General features: G+C 73.5%; 14 protein-coding genes and 3 pseudogenes. 8 read left to right on the forward strand and 9 right to left on the reverse strand.

From position 1 onward, the window contains the following. From ACLJT4_RS12535 to ACLJT4_RS12545, 3 genes and pseudogenes are all read left to right on the forward strand, one after another. Positions 1-346, forward strand: a 346-nt coding sequence (locus ACLJT4_RS12535; protein WP_411122375.1) for a transposase, incomplete at its 5' end; no start/stop codon positions are given. A 147-nt stretch (positions 347-493) separates the two neighbouring features. Continuing rightward, a complete protein-coding gene (locus ACLJT4_RS12540; RefSeq protein WP_411122376.1) occupies positions 494-934 on the forward strand; it encodes a potassium-transporting ATPase subunit KdpA in 441 nt (146 codons plus the stop codon). Beyond that, a pseudogene (locus ACLJT4_RS12545) lies at positions 931-1,338 on the forward strand (potassium-transporting ATPase subunit C); the annotation flags it as partial. The gene ACLJT4_RS12540 and the pseudogene ACLJT4_RS12545, both read left to right, overlap by 4 nt. Positions 1,339-1,425: 87 nt before the next feature. Here ACLJT4_RS12545 and ACLJT4_RS12550 read toward each other — a convergent pair. Next, a pseudogene (locus ACLJT4_RS12550) lies at positions 1,426-1,977 on the reverse strand (DUF4118 domain-containing protein); the annotation flags it as partial. 226 nt (positions 1,978-2,203) lie between these two features. Here ACLJT4_RS12550 and ACLJT4_RS12555 point away from each other — a divergent pair. The 5 genes from ACLJT4_RS12555 to ACLJT4_RS12575 all read left to right on the forward strand — a co-directional run bounded on the left by ACLJT4_RS12555 (position 2,204) and on the right by ACLJT4_RS12575 (position 8,208). Then, positions 2,204-3,001 (forward strand): hypothetical protein, encoded by a 798-nt coding sequence (locus ACLJT4_RS12555; RefSeq protein WP_411122377.1) that lies wholly within the window; start codon positions 2,204-2,206, stop codon positions 2,999-3,001. Then, the gene (locus ACLJT4_RS12560) at positions 2,998-3,228 is read left to right on the forward strand and encodes a hypothetical protein (RefSeq protein ID WP_411122378.1); all 231 of its coding nucleotides are present in this window, start codon (positions 2,998-3,000) and stop codon (positions 3,226-3,228) included. The genes ACLJT4_RS12555 and ACLJT4_RS12560 overlap by 4 nt, the downstream gene beginning before the upstream one ends. Before the next feature lie 201 nt (positions 3,229-3,429). After that, a complete protein-coding gene (locus ACLJT4_RS12565; RefSeq protein ID WP_411122379.1) occupies positions 3,430-5,970 on the forward strand; it encodes an ATP-binding protein in 2,541 nt (846 codons plus the stop codon). A gap of 73 nt (positions 5,971-6,043) precedes the next feature. Continuing rightward, entirely contained in the window at positions 6,044-6,469 is a 426-nt protein-coding gene (locus ACLJT4_RS12570) for a DUF3592 domain-containing protein (protein ID WP_411122380.1), read from the forward strand. Between the two features lie 170 nt (positions 6,470-6,639). Beyond that, positions 6,640-8,208, forward strand: coding sequence for a Na+/H+ antiporter (locus ACLJT4_RS12575; protein WP_411122381.1), 1,569 nt, complete (start codon positions 6,640-6,642; stop codon positions 8,206-8,208). A gap of 21 nt (positions 8,209-8,229) precedes the next feature. Here ACLJT4_RS12575 and ACLJT4_RS12580 read toward each other — a convergent pair whose 3' ends face one another. The 8 genes and pseudogenes from ACLJT4_RS12580 to ACLJT4_RS12615 all read right to left on the reverse strand — a co-directional run bounded on the left by ACLJT4_RS12580 (position 8,230) and on the right by ACLJT4_RS12615 (position 16,290). Beyond that, positions 8,230-8,319: a potassium-transporting ATPase subunit F gene (locus tag ACLJT4_RS12580; protein WP_078948519.1), complete on the reverse strand. Its 90-nt coding sequence runs from the start codon at positions 8,317-8,319 to the stop codon at positions 8,230-8,232. A gap of 239 nt (positions 8,320-8,558) precedes the next feature. Next, positions 8,559-8,678 (reverse strand): annotated as a pseudogene (locus ACLJT4_RS12585) (VOC family protein); the annotation flags it as partial. Between the two features lie 143 nt (positions 8,679-8,821). Continuing rightward, positions 8,822-10,675, reverse strand: coding sequence for a protein kinase domain-containing protein (locus ACLJT4_RS12590; protein ID WP_411122382.1), 1,854 nt, complete (start codon positions 10,673-10,675; stop codon positions 8,822-8,824). Between the two features lie 273 nt (positions 10,676-10,948). After that, the gene (locus tag ACLJT4_RS12595; protein WP_411122383.1) at positions 10,949-11,305 is read right to left on the reverse strand and encodes a hypothetical protein; all 357 of its coding nucleotides are present in this window, start codon (positions 11,303-11,305) and stop codon (positions 10,949-10,951) included. A gap of 108 nt (positions 11,306-11,413) precedes the next feature. After that, positions 11,414-11,857: a hypothetical protein gene (locus tag ACLJT4_RS12600; RefSeq protein ID WP_411122384.1), complete on the reverse strand. Its 444-nt coding sequence runs from the start codon at positions 11,855-11,857 to the stop codon at positions 11,414-11,416. Positions 11,858-12,092: 235 nt separating this feature from the next. Then, complete coding sequence (locus tag ACLJT4_RS12605) at positions 12,093-13,055, reverse strand: GNAT family N-acetyltransferase (RefSeq protein WP_411122385.1); 963 nt, start codon at positions 13,053-13,055, stop codon at positions 12,093-12,095. Between the two features lie 68 nt (positions 13,056-13,123). Next, positions 13,124-15,094: a CocE/NonD family hydrolase gene (locus tag ACLJT4_RS12610; protein ID WP_411122386.1), complete on the reverse strand. Its 1,971-nt coding sequence runs from the start codon at positions 15,092-15,094 to the stop codon at positions 13,124-13,126. After that, a complete protein-coding gene (locus ACLJT4_RS12615) occupies positions 15,091-16,290 on the reverse strand; it encodes a lactate 2-monooxygenase (RefSeq protein ID WP_411122387.1) in 1,200 nt (399 codons plus the stop codon). The genes ACLJT4_RS12610 and ACLJT4_RS12615 overlap by 4 nt, the downstream gene beginning before the upstream one ends. Positions 16,291-16,302: the final 12 nt, after the last annotated feature.

Raw genomic sequence — 16,302 nt, forward strand, 5'->3', positions numbered from 1 at the left:
GCGGATCCGGCCCGCCGGACGCGAGATCCGCAAAAACACCGCCGGACCGGAGCTGCCCGTGCACTGGCTGCTGGCCGAATGGCCCGCCACCGAACCCGAACCCGTCCAGTTCTGGCTGTCCAACCTGCCCGCCGACACGGCGCTGGCCACCCTCGTGCGCACCGCGAAACTACGCTGGCGCATCGAGCACGACTACCGCGAGATGAAACAGGCCCTGGGACTGGCCCACTTCGAAGGCCGCACCTACAGAGGCTGGCACCACCACGTCACCCTCGTCTCCGTCGCGCACGCCTTCTGCACCCTCCAGCGCATCACCCGATCCCCAAAAGAGACGGCGCCGGCCTGAGCCTCTACCAGGTCGCACGCGAACTGCAGTTACTCCTCGCGCTCTGGACCGGCGCCTGCCCCACCTGCCACCGCGACATGCCAGAACCGATACCAACCTGACCAAGCACTACTAGGCAGCGGCCGGCATGGGTGACACGGCGGCCGGTTGCGCGGACTGCTCGCCTTCGGCCTGGTCTCGGTGCTGTTCCTCTACGCGTTCCTGCGGCTGCAGGACCACCTGCTGCTCTCGCTGGGGCACGAGCCGGTGCCGGCGGAGCTGGCGTTCAACACCGCGGCGTCGTTCGTCACCAACACCAACTGGCAGGCGTACGCGGGCGAGTCGGCGATGGGGCACCTCGTGCAGATGGCGGAGCTGGCCGTGCAGAACCTCGTCTCCTCGGCGGTGGGCATCGCCGTGGTGGCGGCGTTGCTCCGCGGCTTCACCTGGCAACGGACGCAGCAGGTGGGGAACTTCTGGGCGGACCTGACCCGGCTGGCGCTGCGGATGCTGCTGGTGTTCACCCTGCTCACCGGCATCGGCTACCCCTCCTCGTCACCGGCATCGCACAGGCCGGGCTGGCCGACCGGGCCAACGGGTCGCTGTTGACGGCGCACGGCACGGTGGTGGGCTCGCGCCTGCTTGGCCAGGGCTTCTCGCTGCGCCAGCGCACCCCCAGCACGGGGCGGCGGGGCCCGCTGCCCGACCCCCGCTGGTTCCAGCCCCGGCCCTCCGCCGGCGGCTACGACGCCGGCAACTCGGGCGCCACCAGCCTCGGCCCGACCAACCCCGTGCTGACCGCGAGGGTCCGGGCCCGCCGCGCCGCGGTCTCCGTCCTCGACGGGGTGCCCCCGGCGGCCGTCCCCGCGGACGCCGTCACGGGCAGCGGCTCCGGCCTGGACCCGGCGATCTCCCCGGCGTACGCGTACCAGCAGGTCCCGCGGGTGGCCCGAGCCAGGCAGCTCTCCCCGGCTCTGGTACGGCGCCTGGTCGCCCGTCACCTGCACGGGCGCGACCTGGGATTCCTGGGGCAGCCGTACGTCAACGTCGTGTCGCTCAACCAGGCGCTGGCCGACGCGGCCGGTCGGGGGGCGCCGGACTCAGGAGCGTGCGGGGGTGACGGCGTCGAAGGCCGCCCCGACCTGGTTGGCCAACGTGACCGCGACCAGCCGCGCGGCCAGCGGCGGCACGCTGCCCGGGGCGCCCCGCAGCATGAACCGGCCGTGGAAGCGTCCCCCGCGGCTCACCCACAACTCCACCTCCTCCGCCGGCAGGCCGTCCCGGTCCGCGTCCCAGTGGCGGCGGCCCCACGTGAGCGAACCGTCCTCCAGGAGCCGCGGTGGATGCCCGATGAGCGTGCCGTACTCGAACCGGCAGCCGCTCAGCCCCAGCAGTCCCACCAACTGGTGCCGCACGTGGTCGACGACGGCGTCCTGGCCGGCGGCGCTCTCCACGAGCCGAGCGGTGTGGTGGATCTGCGCCAGGTAGTCGTCGTCGGTGATCGCGATCACCGTCAGTTCCCGGGTGCGGGCGGCCAGCTGGGAGACCGCGACGCCGACCACGAGGAGCAGAACCACGGTGGCGAGGTCGGCGGGCTTGATGATCGCGAACCGTTCGTAGGGCCGGGTCAGGAAGGAGTCGAACCACACCCCGGCGGAGGTAGCGCACCACGGAAGCTCACCTCCACCTCAGGTGTAAGCGCCGGCCGCCGGTTCCGGACCGGTCGCGGTCCGGCTTTGACGCGGCCTTGACGGGCCCCGTGACGGGCGGCGCGGTGCACTTCGGCCGCCGCGCCACGCTGGGCGGCGCGGACCGCTGCGCGGCCCGGCCGCATTCCGGCATTCTGGGCGGGCACGTCCCGTGGGAGGAGGTGTCTGGATGGGCGCGACGTACGGACTGGTGGTGGCGGTCTTCCTGGCCTCGGTGGTCGAGGCGGTGGAGGCGCTGACCATCGTCATGGCGATGGGTATGACCCGGGGCTGGCGGTCCGCCTGGGCCGGTACCGCCGCGGCCGCATTGGCGCTCGCGGCCTTCACCGCGGCGGCGGGCTACGCACTCGCCACCTGGCTGCCCAAGGCCGCCCTGCAACTGACCGTCGGCACCCTGCTGCTGGTCTTCGGCCTGCAGTGGCTGCGCAAGGCGGTCCTGCGCGGCGCCGGGCTCAAGCCGCGGCACGACGAGGAGGCCGCCTTCGCCGAGCAGACCTCCGCGGCCCGCGGCGCCGGGCCGGCCACCCGCCTCGGGCTGGACTGGTTCGCGTTCACGGTCTCGCTCAAGGGCGTCTTCCTGGAGGGCGTGGAGATCGTCTTCATCGTGATCACCTTCGGGACCAGCGCCCACGACGTGCCGGTGGCGGCCGGCACCGCTGCCGCCGCCGCGGTCTGCGTGGCGGTCGCCGGGTTCTTCGCCCACCGCCCGCTCTCCCGGGTGCCGGAGAACACCCTCAAGTACGGCGTCGGGCTGCTACTGGCGAGCTTCGGCACCTACTGGGCGGTGGCGGGGCTCGGCGTCTTCACGGCCGGCGGGACGAGCCTCGCGTGGTTCGGCCGGGACTGGGCGATCCCCGTCCTGATCGCGGCCTGGTTCGCCGTCACCCGGCTGCTGATCCGGATCGCGCCCGCCCTCGCCCGCCGCCCCGACCGCACCGGGCCGAACGGCATCGAGGAGGCACCGTGACCGTCCTGCGGCTCGTCAAGGGCTTCGCCCGCTTCTGGTACGCCTTCCTCATCGGTGACGACTGGAAGATCGCCGCGTCCGTGGTGGCGGTGCTCCTCGTCGGTGCCGTGGCGCTGTGCGCCGGCGCCGTGCTCGACGGATGGCTGGCCGTCCTGCTCGGTCTGCTGCTGATGGCCGGCTTCGGCGCCGTCCTGCTGCTCGACGTGGCGCGCCGCAACCGGCGTTGACGGTCCGTCACCCGGAGCCTGCCCAACCGGCTCGCCCACGCGGCCGAATCAGGAAAACGTCAACATCGCCGCGTTCCACCGTGCTCCGTCCGGCACGGTGTGACCATGTCGGACAACCCATGTCCGCTGGGCCGCCCGAGGTCCCCCTCGCCGAACCAGGCGTCGTGGGGCCGTGCAGGCAGGGTGAGGGAGGGGCCTTCAGTGGCGCCGAGAGTAACGGCCGAGGCAGCGGGCGAACGACAGGGGAAGCTCAAGGTCTTCCTCGGCGCCGCCCCCGGGGTCGGCAAGACGTACCGGATGTTGGACGAGGGGCGCCGCCGTCTCCGGCGCGGCACCGACGTGGTGGTCGCCTACGCCGAGTGCCACGGCCGGCAGCACACCGAGGAGATGCTCGACGGGCTGGAGGTGGTGCCCAGACTGCACCGTGCGTACCGCGGCACCACCTTCAGCGAACTGGACCTGGACGCCGTCCTCGCCCGCGGCCCCGCGGTCGCCCTCGTCGACGAACTGCCGCACACCAACGTGCCCGGCGGCCGCAACGCCAAGCGCTGGCAGGACATCGACGAACTGCTGGCCGCCGGCATCGACGTGGTCACCACCGTCAACGTGCAGCACCTGGAATCGCTCAACGACGTGGTCGAGAAGATCACCGGCGTCCCGCAGCGGGAGACGGTGCCCGACGAGGTGGTCCGCCGCGCCGATCAGATCGAGCTGGTGGACATGCCCGCCGAGGCGCTCCGCCGGCGGATGGCGCACGGCAACATCTACCAACCGGAGAAGGTGGACGCCGCGCTCGCGCACTACTTCCGCATCGGCAACCTGACGGCCCTGAGGGAACTCGCCCTGCTGTGGGTCGCGGGCCGGGTCGACGAGACCCTCCAGAAGTACCGTTCCGAGCACGGCATCGGCACCGTCTGGGAGACCCGCGAACGCGTCGTGGTGGCGCTGACCGGCGGCCCCGAGGGCGAGACCCTGATCCGCCGCGCGGAGCGGATCGCGGACCGCTCGTCCGGCGGCGACCTGCTCGCCGTGCACGTCGCCCGCAGCGACGGCCTGGCCTACGCCTCCCCCGCCGCACTCGCCAGACAACGCGCCCTGGTCGAGAGCCTGGGCGGCAGCTACCACTCGGTGGTCGGCGACCACGTGCCCACCGCGCTGCTGGACTTCGCACGCGCCGAGAACGCCACCCAACTCGTACTGGGCACCAGCCGCCGCAGCTGGTTCTCCCGGCTGGTGGCGCCGCGCGGCATCGGAGAGGACACCGTCGAACTGTCCGGCGACATCGACGTCCACATGGTCACCCACGAGCGGGCCGGCCGCGGCCAGCGCCTGTCGATCCCCGGCCGCCAGCTCCCGCACGCCCGCCGCATCGCCGGCCCGGTCGCCGGCCTGGTCCTGCCCTTCCTGCTGACCGCCGTCCTCACCCACATCCGGGGCCCGCTCAACCTGACCAGCGAGGCCCTGCTCTTCCTGGCCACGGTCGTCGGCGTGGCCTGTCTGGGCGGTGTGGTCTCCGCGCTGCTCGCCTCCCTCACCGCCTCCCTGCTGCTCAACTACTACTTCATCCCGCCCAGCCGCGAATTCACCATCACCGAGGCCAACAACGCGCTGGCGCTCGCGGTCTTCGCGCTGGTGGCCGTCACCGTGGCGGCCCTGGTGGACCGCTCCCTGCGGCTGTCCCGGCGCGCCGCCAGCGCCACCGCGGAGGCCGAGACGCTGTCCTCCATGGCCGGCACCATCCTCCGCGGCGACCAGGGGGTCTCGGTACTGCTGGAACGCACCCGGGAGACGTTCGGCATGGCGTCGGCCGAACTCGTGCCGCGCGCCGAACAGGAGCCCGGAACCGAGGCCGAAGAGGAGGCCGAAGGGCTGGTGAAGGTGCCCGCGGGACCGGACCGCCTCCTCGTCCTGCGCGGCCGCCGCCTGCCGGCCTCCGAACACCGCGTGCTGACCGCCTTCGCCGCCCACCTCGCCGCCGCCCTCGACCACGCACGCCTGATGGAGGCCGCCGCCGAGGTCGAACCCGTCAAGGCGGCGGACCGCCTGCGCACCGCGCTGCTGGCCGCGGTCAGCCACGACCTGCGCACTCCGCTGGCCAGCGGCCGGGCCGCGATCAGCTCGCTGCGCAGCACCGACGTGGACTTCACCGCCGCGGAGCGCAGCGAACTGCTGGCCACCGCCGAGGACTCTCTCATCGAACTCAACCGCCTGGTGGACAACCTGCTCGACATGAGCCGGCTCCGGGCCGGCGCCCTCTCCCTGCACCTCCAGCCCACCGCCTTCGCCGACGTACTGCCGCTGTCCCTGGCCACCCTGGCCGCCGCGCCGGTGCGGATCGCCTCCCGCGGCCTGGCGGAGGTCTGCGACGTCCTCGCCGATCCGCCGCTGCTGGAACGGGTCATCGCCAACCTCGTGACCAACGCGGTGCGCCACTCCGGTGCGGCGGAGTCGGTGCTGATCACCGCCAGTGCGATGGGCCCGCGGGTGGAGCTGCGGGTCATCGACCGGGGACCCGGACTGCGCCCGGAGGACCGCGACCGGATCTTCGTGCCCTTCCAACGGCTGGGCGACCGCGACAACACCAGCGGCCTGGGACTGGGCCTGGCGCTCTCCCGCGGCCTGGCCGAGGCGATGGGCGGCACCCTGAGCCCCGAAGACACTCCGGGCGGCGGACTGACCATGGTCCTCTCGCTGCGCGCCGCGACGGCGGGGGACGCGATGGAAGCGGTCGAGGCCGACTAGCCCGGCCGGCGGGCGCGCCGGCCGGGCGCACGACGGAACACCAGACGGAAGGCCGACCACAGGAGGCGGGTCGATGGGTACGGGCGCCGTGGCCGTGCTGGCGGGAATCGCCGCGTTCGGCGGTCTGTTGGGGATGCTCGCCGGCGTCCACGGGCTGCGGCAGGTGCGACGGGTGCAGCGGACCGGGGCGTGCGTGGCGGCGCTGGTCAAACGGCCCCCGGGCCGGGGTGCCGTCGAGCCGCCCCGGCCGCGCCCGCTGCTCCAGTTCGTGACCGAGGACGACCGGGTCGTGGAGGTCGTCTGCCCCGTGCCGCCGACCGCCCGCCACCGGCTCGACGACGGTGACCGGGTGCTCGTGCGCTACGACCCCGAAGACCCGCGCTCCGTCGTCGTGCAGGGCCGGGAGGGCCTGGGGCTGGAACGCGCCTTCATCGCCGGCGGGGCGGTCGTCCTGCTGCTGTCGATGACGTTGGTCGCGGTCGCTGCCACTCGGGGGTGAGGGGCGCCCGCGCGGCCGGTGCGCGCGGCCGCCCCGCCGGCGGAATCGTCAACGGGGTGCGTACGGGCGGTGGCAGGACCCGACCCGACCGGGTAAGTTGCCTCGCGGAGTGCCGGGAAGTCTGGTCGGCGACGGTGCAAGGACAGCCGGAGCCAACGAGGGACGACCGCGTGACCGACCTGACTGCCATCCTCCTCCTCGTCGCGTTCGCCACGCTGGTGGCCACCGGCGCCCGCCACTGGCGGATCCCCGCCCCCTCGTTGCTGGTCGTCGGCGGGCTCCTCGTCGGGCTGCTGCCCTGGCTCCGGGGCGTTCAGGTCCCGCCGGAAGTGATCAGCGTGGTGGTGCTGCCGCCGCTGCTCCACGCGTCCGCCGAGGAGGTGCCGTGGCGCGAACTGCGGCGGGTGTGGCGGCCGGTGACGGTGCTCGCCTTCGGTCTGGTGCTGGTCACCGCAGCGGCCGTGGGGGTGGTGGCCGCCGTGGTCACACCGCTCTCCCCCACCATGGCGTTCGTCCTCGGCGCGGTGCTGGCCAGCACCGATCCGGTCGCCGTCACGGCGCTCGGACGCAAGATCGCACTGCCGCCGCGGATACAGGCACTGGTCCAGTCCGAGAGCCTGTTCAACGACGCCACCAGCCTGGTGCTGTTCAAGGTGGCGGTGGGCACCGCCGTGGCGGCGCACGCCGTCTCCTGGAGCGCTGCCGGCGGCCAGTTCCTGGTCCTGGGCGGCGGCGGGGCACTGGTCGGCGGCGCCGTGGCCACCGTGGTGGCGCTGATCCGGCGCCGGACCGCGGACCCGGTGCTGGAGACGGTGGTGGCCCTCGTCACGCCGTACGCCGCGTACGTCCTCGCCGAGGACGTCCATGCCTCCGGCGTCACCGCGGTCGTGGTCGCCGGGGTGGTCCTCGGCAGCACCGGACACAAACTGACCACTGCCGCCGTCCGCCTCCAGGTGCACGCCGTATACGGCACGGTGGTCTTCCTTCTGGAGAGTGTGGTGTTCGCCCTGATCGGTCTGGAACTCCCAGCGCTGGTACGGCAGTTGAGTGCCGAAGACCGCGGTTGGCCGTTGGGCGTGCTCGCGGTGGCCGGCACCGTGATCGCCGTGCGGATACTGGGGGTGCTGCCGCTCTCCGCCGTCATGCAGCGCCGTCGCGGCGACGGCACCGTCACCTGGCGCATTCCCGCGGTGGTCTCCTGGGCCGGCACCCGCGGTGTGATGCCCCTGGCGGCGGCGCTGTCCATCCCGTTGGCCGCCGATGACGGCAGCCCGCTGCCGCACCGCCCGCTGGTGCTCGTCCTGACCACCGGCGTGGTCGTGTTCACCCTCGTGCTGCAGGGCTTCACCCTCGCGCCGGTGGTGCGCCGGTCCGGGATCGCGCTGGAGCCGGAACACACCGCCCGGGAAGAGGCCCGGGCCCGCGCCGGCCTCGCCAAGGCCGGACTGGAGTGCCTGGACGGCCTCGACGCGGCCGAGGCGGCACCCGCCGTGCTCGTCGACCAGTTGCGCCGCGGGCTGCTGGCCCGCCTGGACCAGGCCGACGCCGGCCAGGACGACGGGGCCGCGCCGTCCTCCTGGGCCTCGGCCAGCACCTATCGGGCGCTGCGCCGCACGGTGATAGCCGCGGAATCCGCGCAGCTCCAGCGGTTGTACGCGGACCACCAGATCAGCGACACCACCCGGCGTCGGCTGCAACGGAGCCTGGACCTCGAAGAGGCCGGACTCGGCGAGGACTGAACCGCTCGAACGGGGAGAACCTCAGAACCGGTCCGGGAACTTGACGCCGACCACCAACAACCCCACCAGTGCCACTGCCACCAACACCCCCACGATCCGCTCCGCGCTCACCACGCCACCCCCGGCCCGGTCCCACGACGGCTCTCCACCACGGGTCTCCTCGTGCGTTCGTCCGATGCGGTCCGCTCCACGGTGGCGGTCGGCGCCGCCCGGTGTGCAGGCCGGCGCCCGTTCCCTAACGGAATCCGAACGGCGCGGCCGGCGGCCCGGCCGACGGCGTCGGTCGCACGACGGGCGTCGCCGCGTCAGGCCCGTTCGGCGGCGCTGCGTTCGACGCAGAACTCGTTGCCCTCGGGGTCTCCCGGAAAGTCGTCGTCGGCCAGCGAGCCGTCGAGGACCGCGGCCCAGAACCGTCCCAGGCGGTAGGGGTCGGAGCAGTCGATGGTGAGGTGTCGCACGAGAGATGCCATGCGGCGGACTCTCGGTCAGTCCCGGGCCCCTGTCCAGCGGATTCTTCGTGCGCGCGAGCAGGGGCCAAGGGGCCGTCGCGGTCCGGCGCCCCAGCGCGTGACGCCACCCGGCGGCCCGTCGGAGGCCGAGCCCGACGACCGCCCTACGCAGCGCCCCAACGCTGCGACGTCTTCCCGGGCTCGCAGGCCGCTGTTGCCACGCCGCCGCCGAAGGCGATGTCGAGGCACTGGCTGTTGGACACGCTGTACAGCGACCCTCCGGCGCCGGTGCGCCACACCTGGCCGGCTCCGCCGCAGGTCACCGACAGGGCGTTGTTGCCGGGCATCCCCGCCGTCAGGCAGTCGCCGGTGCGCCGGTTGACCACGGTGAACGTGCCGCCCGATGCCCGGTGGTACGTCCATGAGGCGGACGGGTCGCCCGTGCAGTCGCCGATGGCCGGGGTGTTGCCGTAGACCGTCTCGATCAGGCACCGGCCGTTGCCGCCGTTCTTGAGCCGCTGGTACCCGCCCGGCGTGGGGGCCTGCGACGGCTGCCCGATCGTCGTGCCGCCGGCACCGGTCGATTCCCCGGCACCGCCCGTCGCACCACCGCCGCCACCCGGGTCCTGCCGGGCGCCGGACGAGGCGCCCTGGTCGCCTCCCGGTCCGGCGGCCCCGGTGGTCCCGTCCGATCCGCCGGGTTGCGGAGACCGCCCCGGCGTGGGCCGACCCGAAGGGCTGCCGGCTCGGCCGGCCCCTGAGGAGGGGCCCGTCGGGTGGAGCTGGGCGGAGACCGACGGGGACGGCGCCGGCCGGCCGTCGTCGTGCAGCGTCAACGCGTTCGGCAGGAGTTGCAGGGCGAGGGTGGTCCCGCCGCCCACGACGATGACCGGAACGACGGCGAGCAGGAGGCGTTTGCGGCGCCGCTCGCGGACGTGTCGGGGCGGGGCGGACGCCGCCGGCGGGGTGTGCGGGCCCTGCACCACCGGCTCCGGCGGCGCGGCGGGCACGGTCCCCGCGGGCCTGTCAGGTGCCGCGAGGACGGTGGTCCGGGTGTCCTCGGCCGGGGTCGCGGCGTCCTCGATCCGGGGCACCGCGGCCGCGAAGGCGGCACGTTCGGCCAGTCGTTCCGCGACCGACGACGGCCAGGCGGCCCCGGACACCTGCCGTTCCTCGGCCAGTTGGTGGAGCTCGGCCGCCGTGGGGCGTCCCTCGGGATCCTTGTCCAGGCAGGAGGCGACGACGCGGGCCAGTTCCGGGTCCAGGTCCCGCACCGGATCGAGGTCCGGCTCGTCGTGCACGATGCGGTACAGCGTGCCCAGACCGGCCCCGTCCCCGAAGGGCGGGTTGCCGCTGGCCGCGAACGCGAGCAGCGACCCGAGCGCGAACACATCCGTCGCACCGGTCAACCTCCGCTTGCCCGAGGCTTGTTCGGGTGACATGTAGGCGGGCGTGCCCACGATCATGCCGGTCTGCGTCAACCGGCTCTGGTCGACGGCCCGGGCGACCCCGAAGTCGATGAGCGTGACCCCGTCGAGGGTCAGCATGACGTTCGACGGCTTGAGGTCCCGGTGCACCATCTCGTGGGTCTGGACGCTCTTCAGGCCGGCGGCCGCCGCACGCAGCAGTCGCCACAGGGCGTCGGCGGGCAACCGGCCCCCGTGCCGCTCGACCGCCTCGTTCAGGGTCAGCCCCGGGACGTACGCGGTGGCGAACCACGGCGGTCGGGCGTCGCGGTCACTCGCGAGCAGGGGCGCCGTCGCCTCCGCCGGCAGCCGCGAGAGGTTGTCCAACTCGTGCCCGAAGTGCCGCAGGAACGCCTCGTCTTCGGCGAGCAGCGGCAGGACCTGCTTGACGGCCGCGTAGCGCCCGTCCAGCAACCCCAGGTACACCCGGCCCATCCCGCCGGAGCCGAGCTTGCCGACCAGTCGGATGGTGCCGATCCGTTGCGGGTCCGCCTCGCCCAGCGGCTCCGCGCCGCTGCCGTCGAGGTCGAACCCCTCCCCCTTGTTGGTCATGCCCGGAAGGCTATCGAACGACGGAGCGACGGAACGCCCCCGGTCACGGCACGCCCCACGGGGAGGTCCGGCCGGGACGGAGCAGCGAGCGGATCGGACAACTCCCCCTGATCGCAGGGGATTCACTCCACTCGGCTATGTCCGCACCGTCTCACGGTGACGGGGGCGGGCCGGGGGCGCGGCGGTTCGGCGACCGGGACACCGGTCGTCCGTCCTGCCGCGCCGGCCGTCATCCGGTGCGGTGCGCGCCCGTGGGGCGGGCGCGCCGGTCCGTCAGGATTCGGGCGCCGGGCGACGCTCGGCGGAACCGTTCCGGCGACGGCGGACCCACGCGGCGACGAGGGCCAACAGCTTGCGCAGCAGCCCGCGGCGCGGTGGCCCGGCCGCGGACAGGTCGGCTTCGGGTGCGGAGGACGAGGCCGCGCGGAGCGGGGTGGGGGCGCTGGGCTCGGGGTGCGGCCGGGCGGGCGGGGTGGTGTGTTGCGGGGGGACGGGGGCCGCCGGGCCCGGCGGCTCCGGCTCGTCGGCCGGTGCGGACGGCGTCGGCGGGTGGGGCTGGGGTCGGGGTGCGTTGCGGCGGGCCTCGGCGCGCACGAGCGCGCTGAGGGCGGCGAAGACGTCGACGGGCATGGCGGAACTCCTGCGGTGCGGATGGCGTGGATGCTGGTGCGACGGGCCGCGCGTGCCCCGTCCGCCGCATTGCGGGGAGGACGGGGTGGGGTGCGCGACCAGGTCCGCTCAGCAGCGCAGCACGGTCATCCGCGTGGGCAGGCCGGTGGCGGCGGCCGGGAGCACGGCCCAAGGGCCGGCCTGGCCCGGCGCGTCCAGACACTCCGCGGCCGGCGATTCCCGCAGGGCCTTGCCGTTCGCTCCGGTCGGGACGTGCGGGCGCAGGTGGCAGGCGGTGGCGTGGCACAACCGCCGGAAGCCGTTGCCCGGCGGGTGGTGCGCGTCGCCCCGCGACGGCGCCAGGACGTGGCCCGTGGTGTCGCAGGTCCGCTCCGCGGCGTCCTCGGGAGCCGGGGCGCTGATCCGCGTGGGACAGGCGCCGGTTCCGGACGCCGTGGCGTCGGCGTAGCCGGCGGTCAGGGCGGTGAACAGCAGGGCCAGCAGCGCCAGGAGGAGGAGCATGCGGCGGCCGCCGGTCGCCGCTGAGCGGCCGGTGCTGGCGGTGTCACGCATGCGGATCTCCCAACGCTCTTCCAGGGAAGGGATCCCCTGGGAGAGATCGGGACATTCGGGAGAGAGTGGAAAGTATCCGTTATTCCACTCGTTCCGGCTATGGGTCGTATGTGTGATCCCATGTCGGCGGGAGGGGACTGCCACTGCACTCCCGTCCGGAACGCGCCGCCGGGCCCCGCGGAGCGGCACGTTACAGGTGCTGCTCGGCGGGGCCCGGCGGGCCCGGAACGCTCGTTCAGAGCGGACGGGTGAAGGTGACCCGGTCCAGTTGGGGGCCGTCGTAGTCCGCGATCGGGGCGGAGTTGGTGAAGCCCATCGCGTTGTGGAAGGCGATGGAGCGGGCGTTCTGGGGCGACGTGATCGCCTTGACGAGGGTGCGGCCGTCGGCACGCGCCCGCTCGAAGAAGCGTTCGTAGAGGTGACGGCCGAGGCCGGTGCGGCGCCATGCGGGGGCGACGCCGGTGAAGTGGATGTACGCCTCCTCGGGCTTGGACGGGGAGAGGAATCCGATGACGAATCCGGCCAGTTCGCCGTCCCGCTCGGCGATCAGGCTGGTCTCGAAGAAGTGGCTGACGAAGACCCGCGTCAGGTCGCGGGAGGCGGGGCGGCCCCACCAGTCGTCGACCACACCGACGAGGGCGTCGAAGTCCTCCGGCTTCGCCGCACGGGTCGTGAACGGCTCCAGGACCGCCGCGGTCGGTGCGCCGAGCTTCTTGCGGAAGACCACCCGGTGCTGCTCGGGCCCGTCGTAGTCGCGGTGCACGGGCACACCGTCGACCTCGTGGTCACCAGGGTCCAGCTCGAACCCCATGGCCTTGTGGAAGGCGATGGAGCCGGTGTTGTGCGGTGAGGTGATGGCGGACACCTCGGTGCGGCCGGCCGCGGCGGCCCGCTCGAAGAAGCGGGTGTAGAGCCGGCGGGCGATGCCCCGCTGGCGCAACTGCGGGTCCACGCCGACGAAGTGGACGTACGCCCGGTGCCCGTCGTCGGCGGAGTGGAAGCCGACCAGGAACGCCCGGATCCCGGTCTCGTCCTCCAGGATCAGACTGGTCCCGGCGAAGTGCTGGAGGAACAGCCGCGGGAGCAGGAGCGACAGCTCCCGCGCCTGTTCGGGGGTGCGGGAATCGCCCCACCACTTCTGGACGCACTCCACGAGCGTGGAGTGGTCGGCCGTGCGGGCCCGGCGTACGTGGTACATGCCCTGCCTTTCCGTCGGTGCGGTCGTCGTCGTGGGTTCCGTCTGCGGCGGCGCGGTCGGCGCCGACTCTACTTTTGCGGCGGCGTGGTGCTGCCCACGGCCGCGCCGCCGTCCGGGATCACCGGCAGCGTGACCTTGGACGGGTGCGCCGCGTCGTGCAGCACCGTCTGGTGCGCGGTCCGGCGGGCCGTGGACCGGCCCAACCAACTGCCGGTGTTGGGGTTCGGGTCGAACTGCGGGTAGTCGCTGGAGGAGATGTCGAGCCGGATGCGGTGGCCCTTCCGGAACAGGTTGCTGGTCGGCCACACCTTGATCGTGTACGCGTACACCTTGCCCGGGACGACGGGGTGCGGGTCGCTCGTCGAGGCGCGGTAACTGGCGCGCACGATGCCGCTGTTGAGGTTGACGGCGGTGCCGTCGGGGTGCACGTCGACGAGTTTGGCGGTCCAGTCGGTGTCCGGGGCCGACGTCGCGGCGTACAGCGTGACGGTGATCGGTCCGGTGACCTCGGTGTCCCGCGTCAACGGCGCGCCCGTGTAGACGGCGACGTCCGGGCGCTGCTCGATCTGCTGTTGGTCGTACGGGCCCTGGGTGCTGATCGCCGCGGTGCAGCAGGAGTGGCCGCCGACGCTCGGCACCGGGTTGCGCGGGTCGTAGGTGTAGTGGTCGGCCGGCGCGTCGGAGTTCGGTGGCGCGGTGGAGAGCGTGCCGTCCTGGGTGTTGCCGGCCGCGTGGCCGGTGCTGCCCAGGTAGTAGTCCTGCCACCGGGTCTGCGGCAGCGGCCAGGTGGGGGACGTGCGCCACCGGTTGGCGCCCATCACGAAGTAGTCGACGCCGCGCTGTCCGACGCCGTTGTCCTTGCCCTTGAGGTGGTGGTCCCACCAGGCGAGCATCATCTCGTCGATCGGGCTGTTCCCGGCCGGCCCGATCGCCTTGAGCAGGGGTGCGGGGGCGCTGGTGGGGCGGCCCCAGCCGGTGTGGTCCCAGGGGCCGATGACCAGCCGCTGGTTGTCCCGGGCCCCGGGCGAGCCGGCCCGCGCCACCATCCCCTGGTAGTTCTTCACCGAGCCGTCCAGGAAGGCGTCGTACCAGCCCGCGTAGTTCAGGACGGGGATGTCGACCTTGCCGTAGTGCTCCTTGGGGGCCCACCGGCGCCAGTAGTCGTCGTACGTGGGGTGCTTGATCCAGTCGAAGAAGTACGGGGCGACCTTCGGGTCACCGGGGTGGAAGGGCCGGAAGGCGTCGTACGGGGCGGTGGCCAGCCACTTGCTCACGTCCTGGTAGTCCCGGTTGACCTGGTCGTAGGTGGCCCGGTCGCCCCGGTTGGCGGCGGCCGACGGGACGATCTTGCGCATGGCCCACGGGATGACGAAGTTCAGCCGGAACGCGCCGCCCTCGTAGTTCCAGCCCTCGTAGTAGTCGTCGGAGGTCAGGGCCGGCACGATGGTCTTCAGGTGCGGCGGGCGCTCCTGGGCGGCGAGCCACTGGGTGGCTCCGACGTAGGAGGAGCCGTACATGCCCACCCGCCCGTTGGAGCCGGGCAGCCGGGCGGCCCACTCCACGCTGTCGTAGCCGTCGTGGCCCTCGTTGGCGAACTCGTAGAAGTCGCCGTCCGAGGCGTACTGGCCGCGGACGTCCTGGATCACCACGAGGTAGCAGTGCGAGGCGAACCACTCCGGCGACTGGTAACTCGACGGCTGCACCTCGGCTTCGGCCTTGCCGTACTGGGTCCGCATCAGGATGACCGGGACCTTGTCGCCGGTGACCGGCCGGTAGACGTCCGCACGCAGGACGGTGCCGTCCCGCATGGTGGCGCCGACGTCGGCGGTCTTGCGGACCGGGCACGGGCCCCGGCCGGTGGACGGGGGCCACTGGCCGGTCGTGGTGGCGGCGGGCGCGCCGGTGGTGGTGCGGCTCGCGGAGCGGGCGGCGTCGGCCGGGGCGGCGGGGCCGGCGAGGAGCAGCGGGGTCAGGGCCAGCGCGAGGGCGGCGGTGGCGGTCGCCGCCGGCCGGCGGGAGCGGGTTAAGTGGCGCTTCACCGTCGGCTCCCCCCGGTCGCCGGGGCGGGCCGGTGCAGCAGGTCCGGGCCGATCTCCGCCACCCGGGTGCAGCCGACGAGGCCCATCGTCAGGTCGAGGTCGGCGAGCAGGCTGCGCACGACGTGCTGGACGCCGTCGGCCCCGCCGAGGGCCAGCCCGTAGACGTAGGGGCGGCCGAGCAGGACCGCCCGGGCGCCGAGCGCCAGTGCCTTGACGACGTCCGCGCCGCTGCGGACGCCGGAGTCGAAGAGCACCTCCGTCTCGTCGCCGACCTCGGCCACCACGTCGACGAGCGCGTCGAGGGCGGCGACCGCGCCGTCGACCTGGCGGCCGCCGTGGTTGGAGACCAGCACGCCGTCCATGCCCGCAGCCACGGCCCGGCGGGCGTCCTGCGGGTGCACGATGCCCTTGAGGACGATCGGGCCGTCCCAGTGCTCGCGGAGGAAGCCCAGTTCGTCCCAGGTGTGCGCCTTGCCGCTGAAGATCGGCAGCCATTGCAGGGCCGCCGCCTGCGGGTCCTCCTCGGCCGGGCGGTCGAGCCGGGAGCGGAAGACCGGGTCGGACAACGGGATGGCCACGCCGTTGCCGCGGATGAACGGCAGGTACGCCTGGTCCAGGTCGCGCGGGCGCCACGCCAACTGCCAGGTGTCCAGCGTGACGACGAGGGTGGTGTAGCCCGCGGCGCGGGCCCGCGCCAGGATGCTGGCGGTCACCTCGTCGTCGTGCGGCCAGTACAGCTGGAACCAGCGCTGGCCGTCTCCGTTGGCCCGGGCGGCCTCCTCGATGGTGTGCGAGGAGGCGGTGCTCAACACCATCGGGACGCCCGTGGCCTGCGCCGCCCGGGCGGTGGCCAACTCGCCGTCCGGGTGCACGACGGTCTGCACCCCGATGGGGGCCAGCAGTACCGGGGCGGCCAGTTCGCTGCCGAGCACGGTGGTGCGCAGGTCGCGTTCGGTGGCGTCGCGGAGCATGCGCGGGACGAGGCGGTGGCCGTCGAACGCGGCGCGGTTGGCGCGGGCGGTGGCCCCGGTGCCGGCCGCGCCGGCGACGTACCCGTAGGGCTGGGGGCCCATCCGGTCGCGGGCCACCTCCTCCAGGGCCGACAGGTCCGTGGTGAACGGCGGGACCTGGTCCTGAAGCCCCCTCAGGTAGATCTCGAACTGGTAGTCCGCGAATCCGGTGCGGGACTCTGCCATGCGTGCTCCTCC

The sequence above is a fragment of the Streptomyces sp. x-19 genome (assembly GCF_046549115.1).
Lineage (GTDB): Bacteria > Actinomycetota > Actinomycetes > Streptomycetales > Streptomycetaceae > Streptomyces > Streptomyces albulus_C.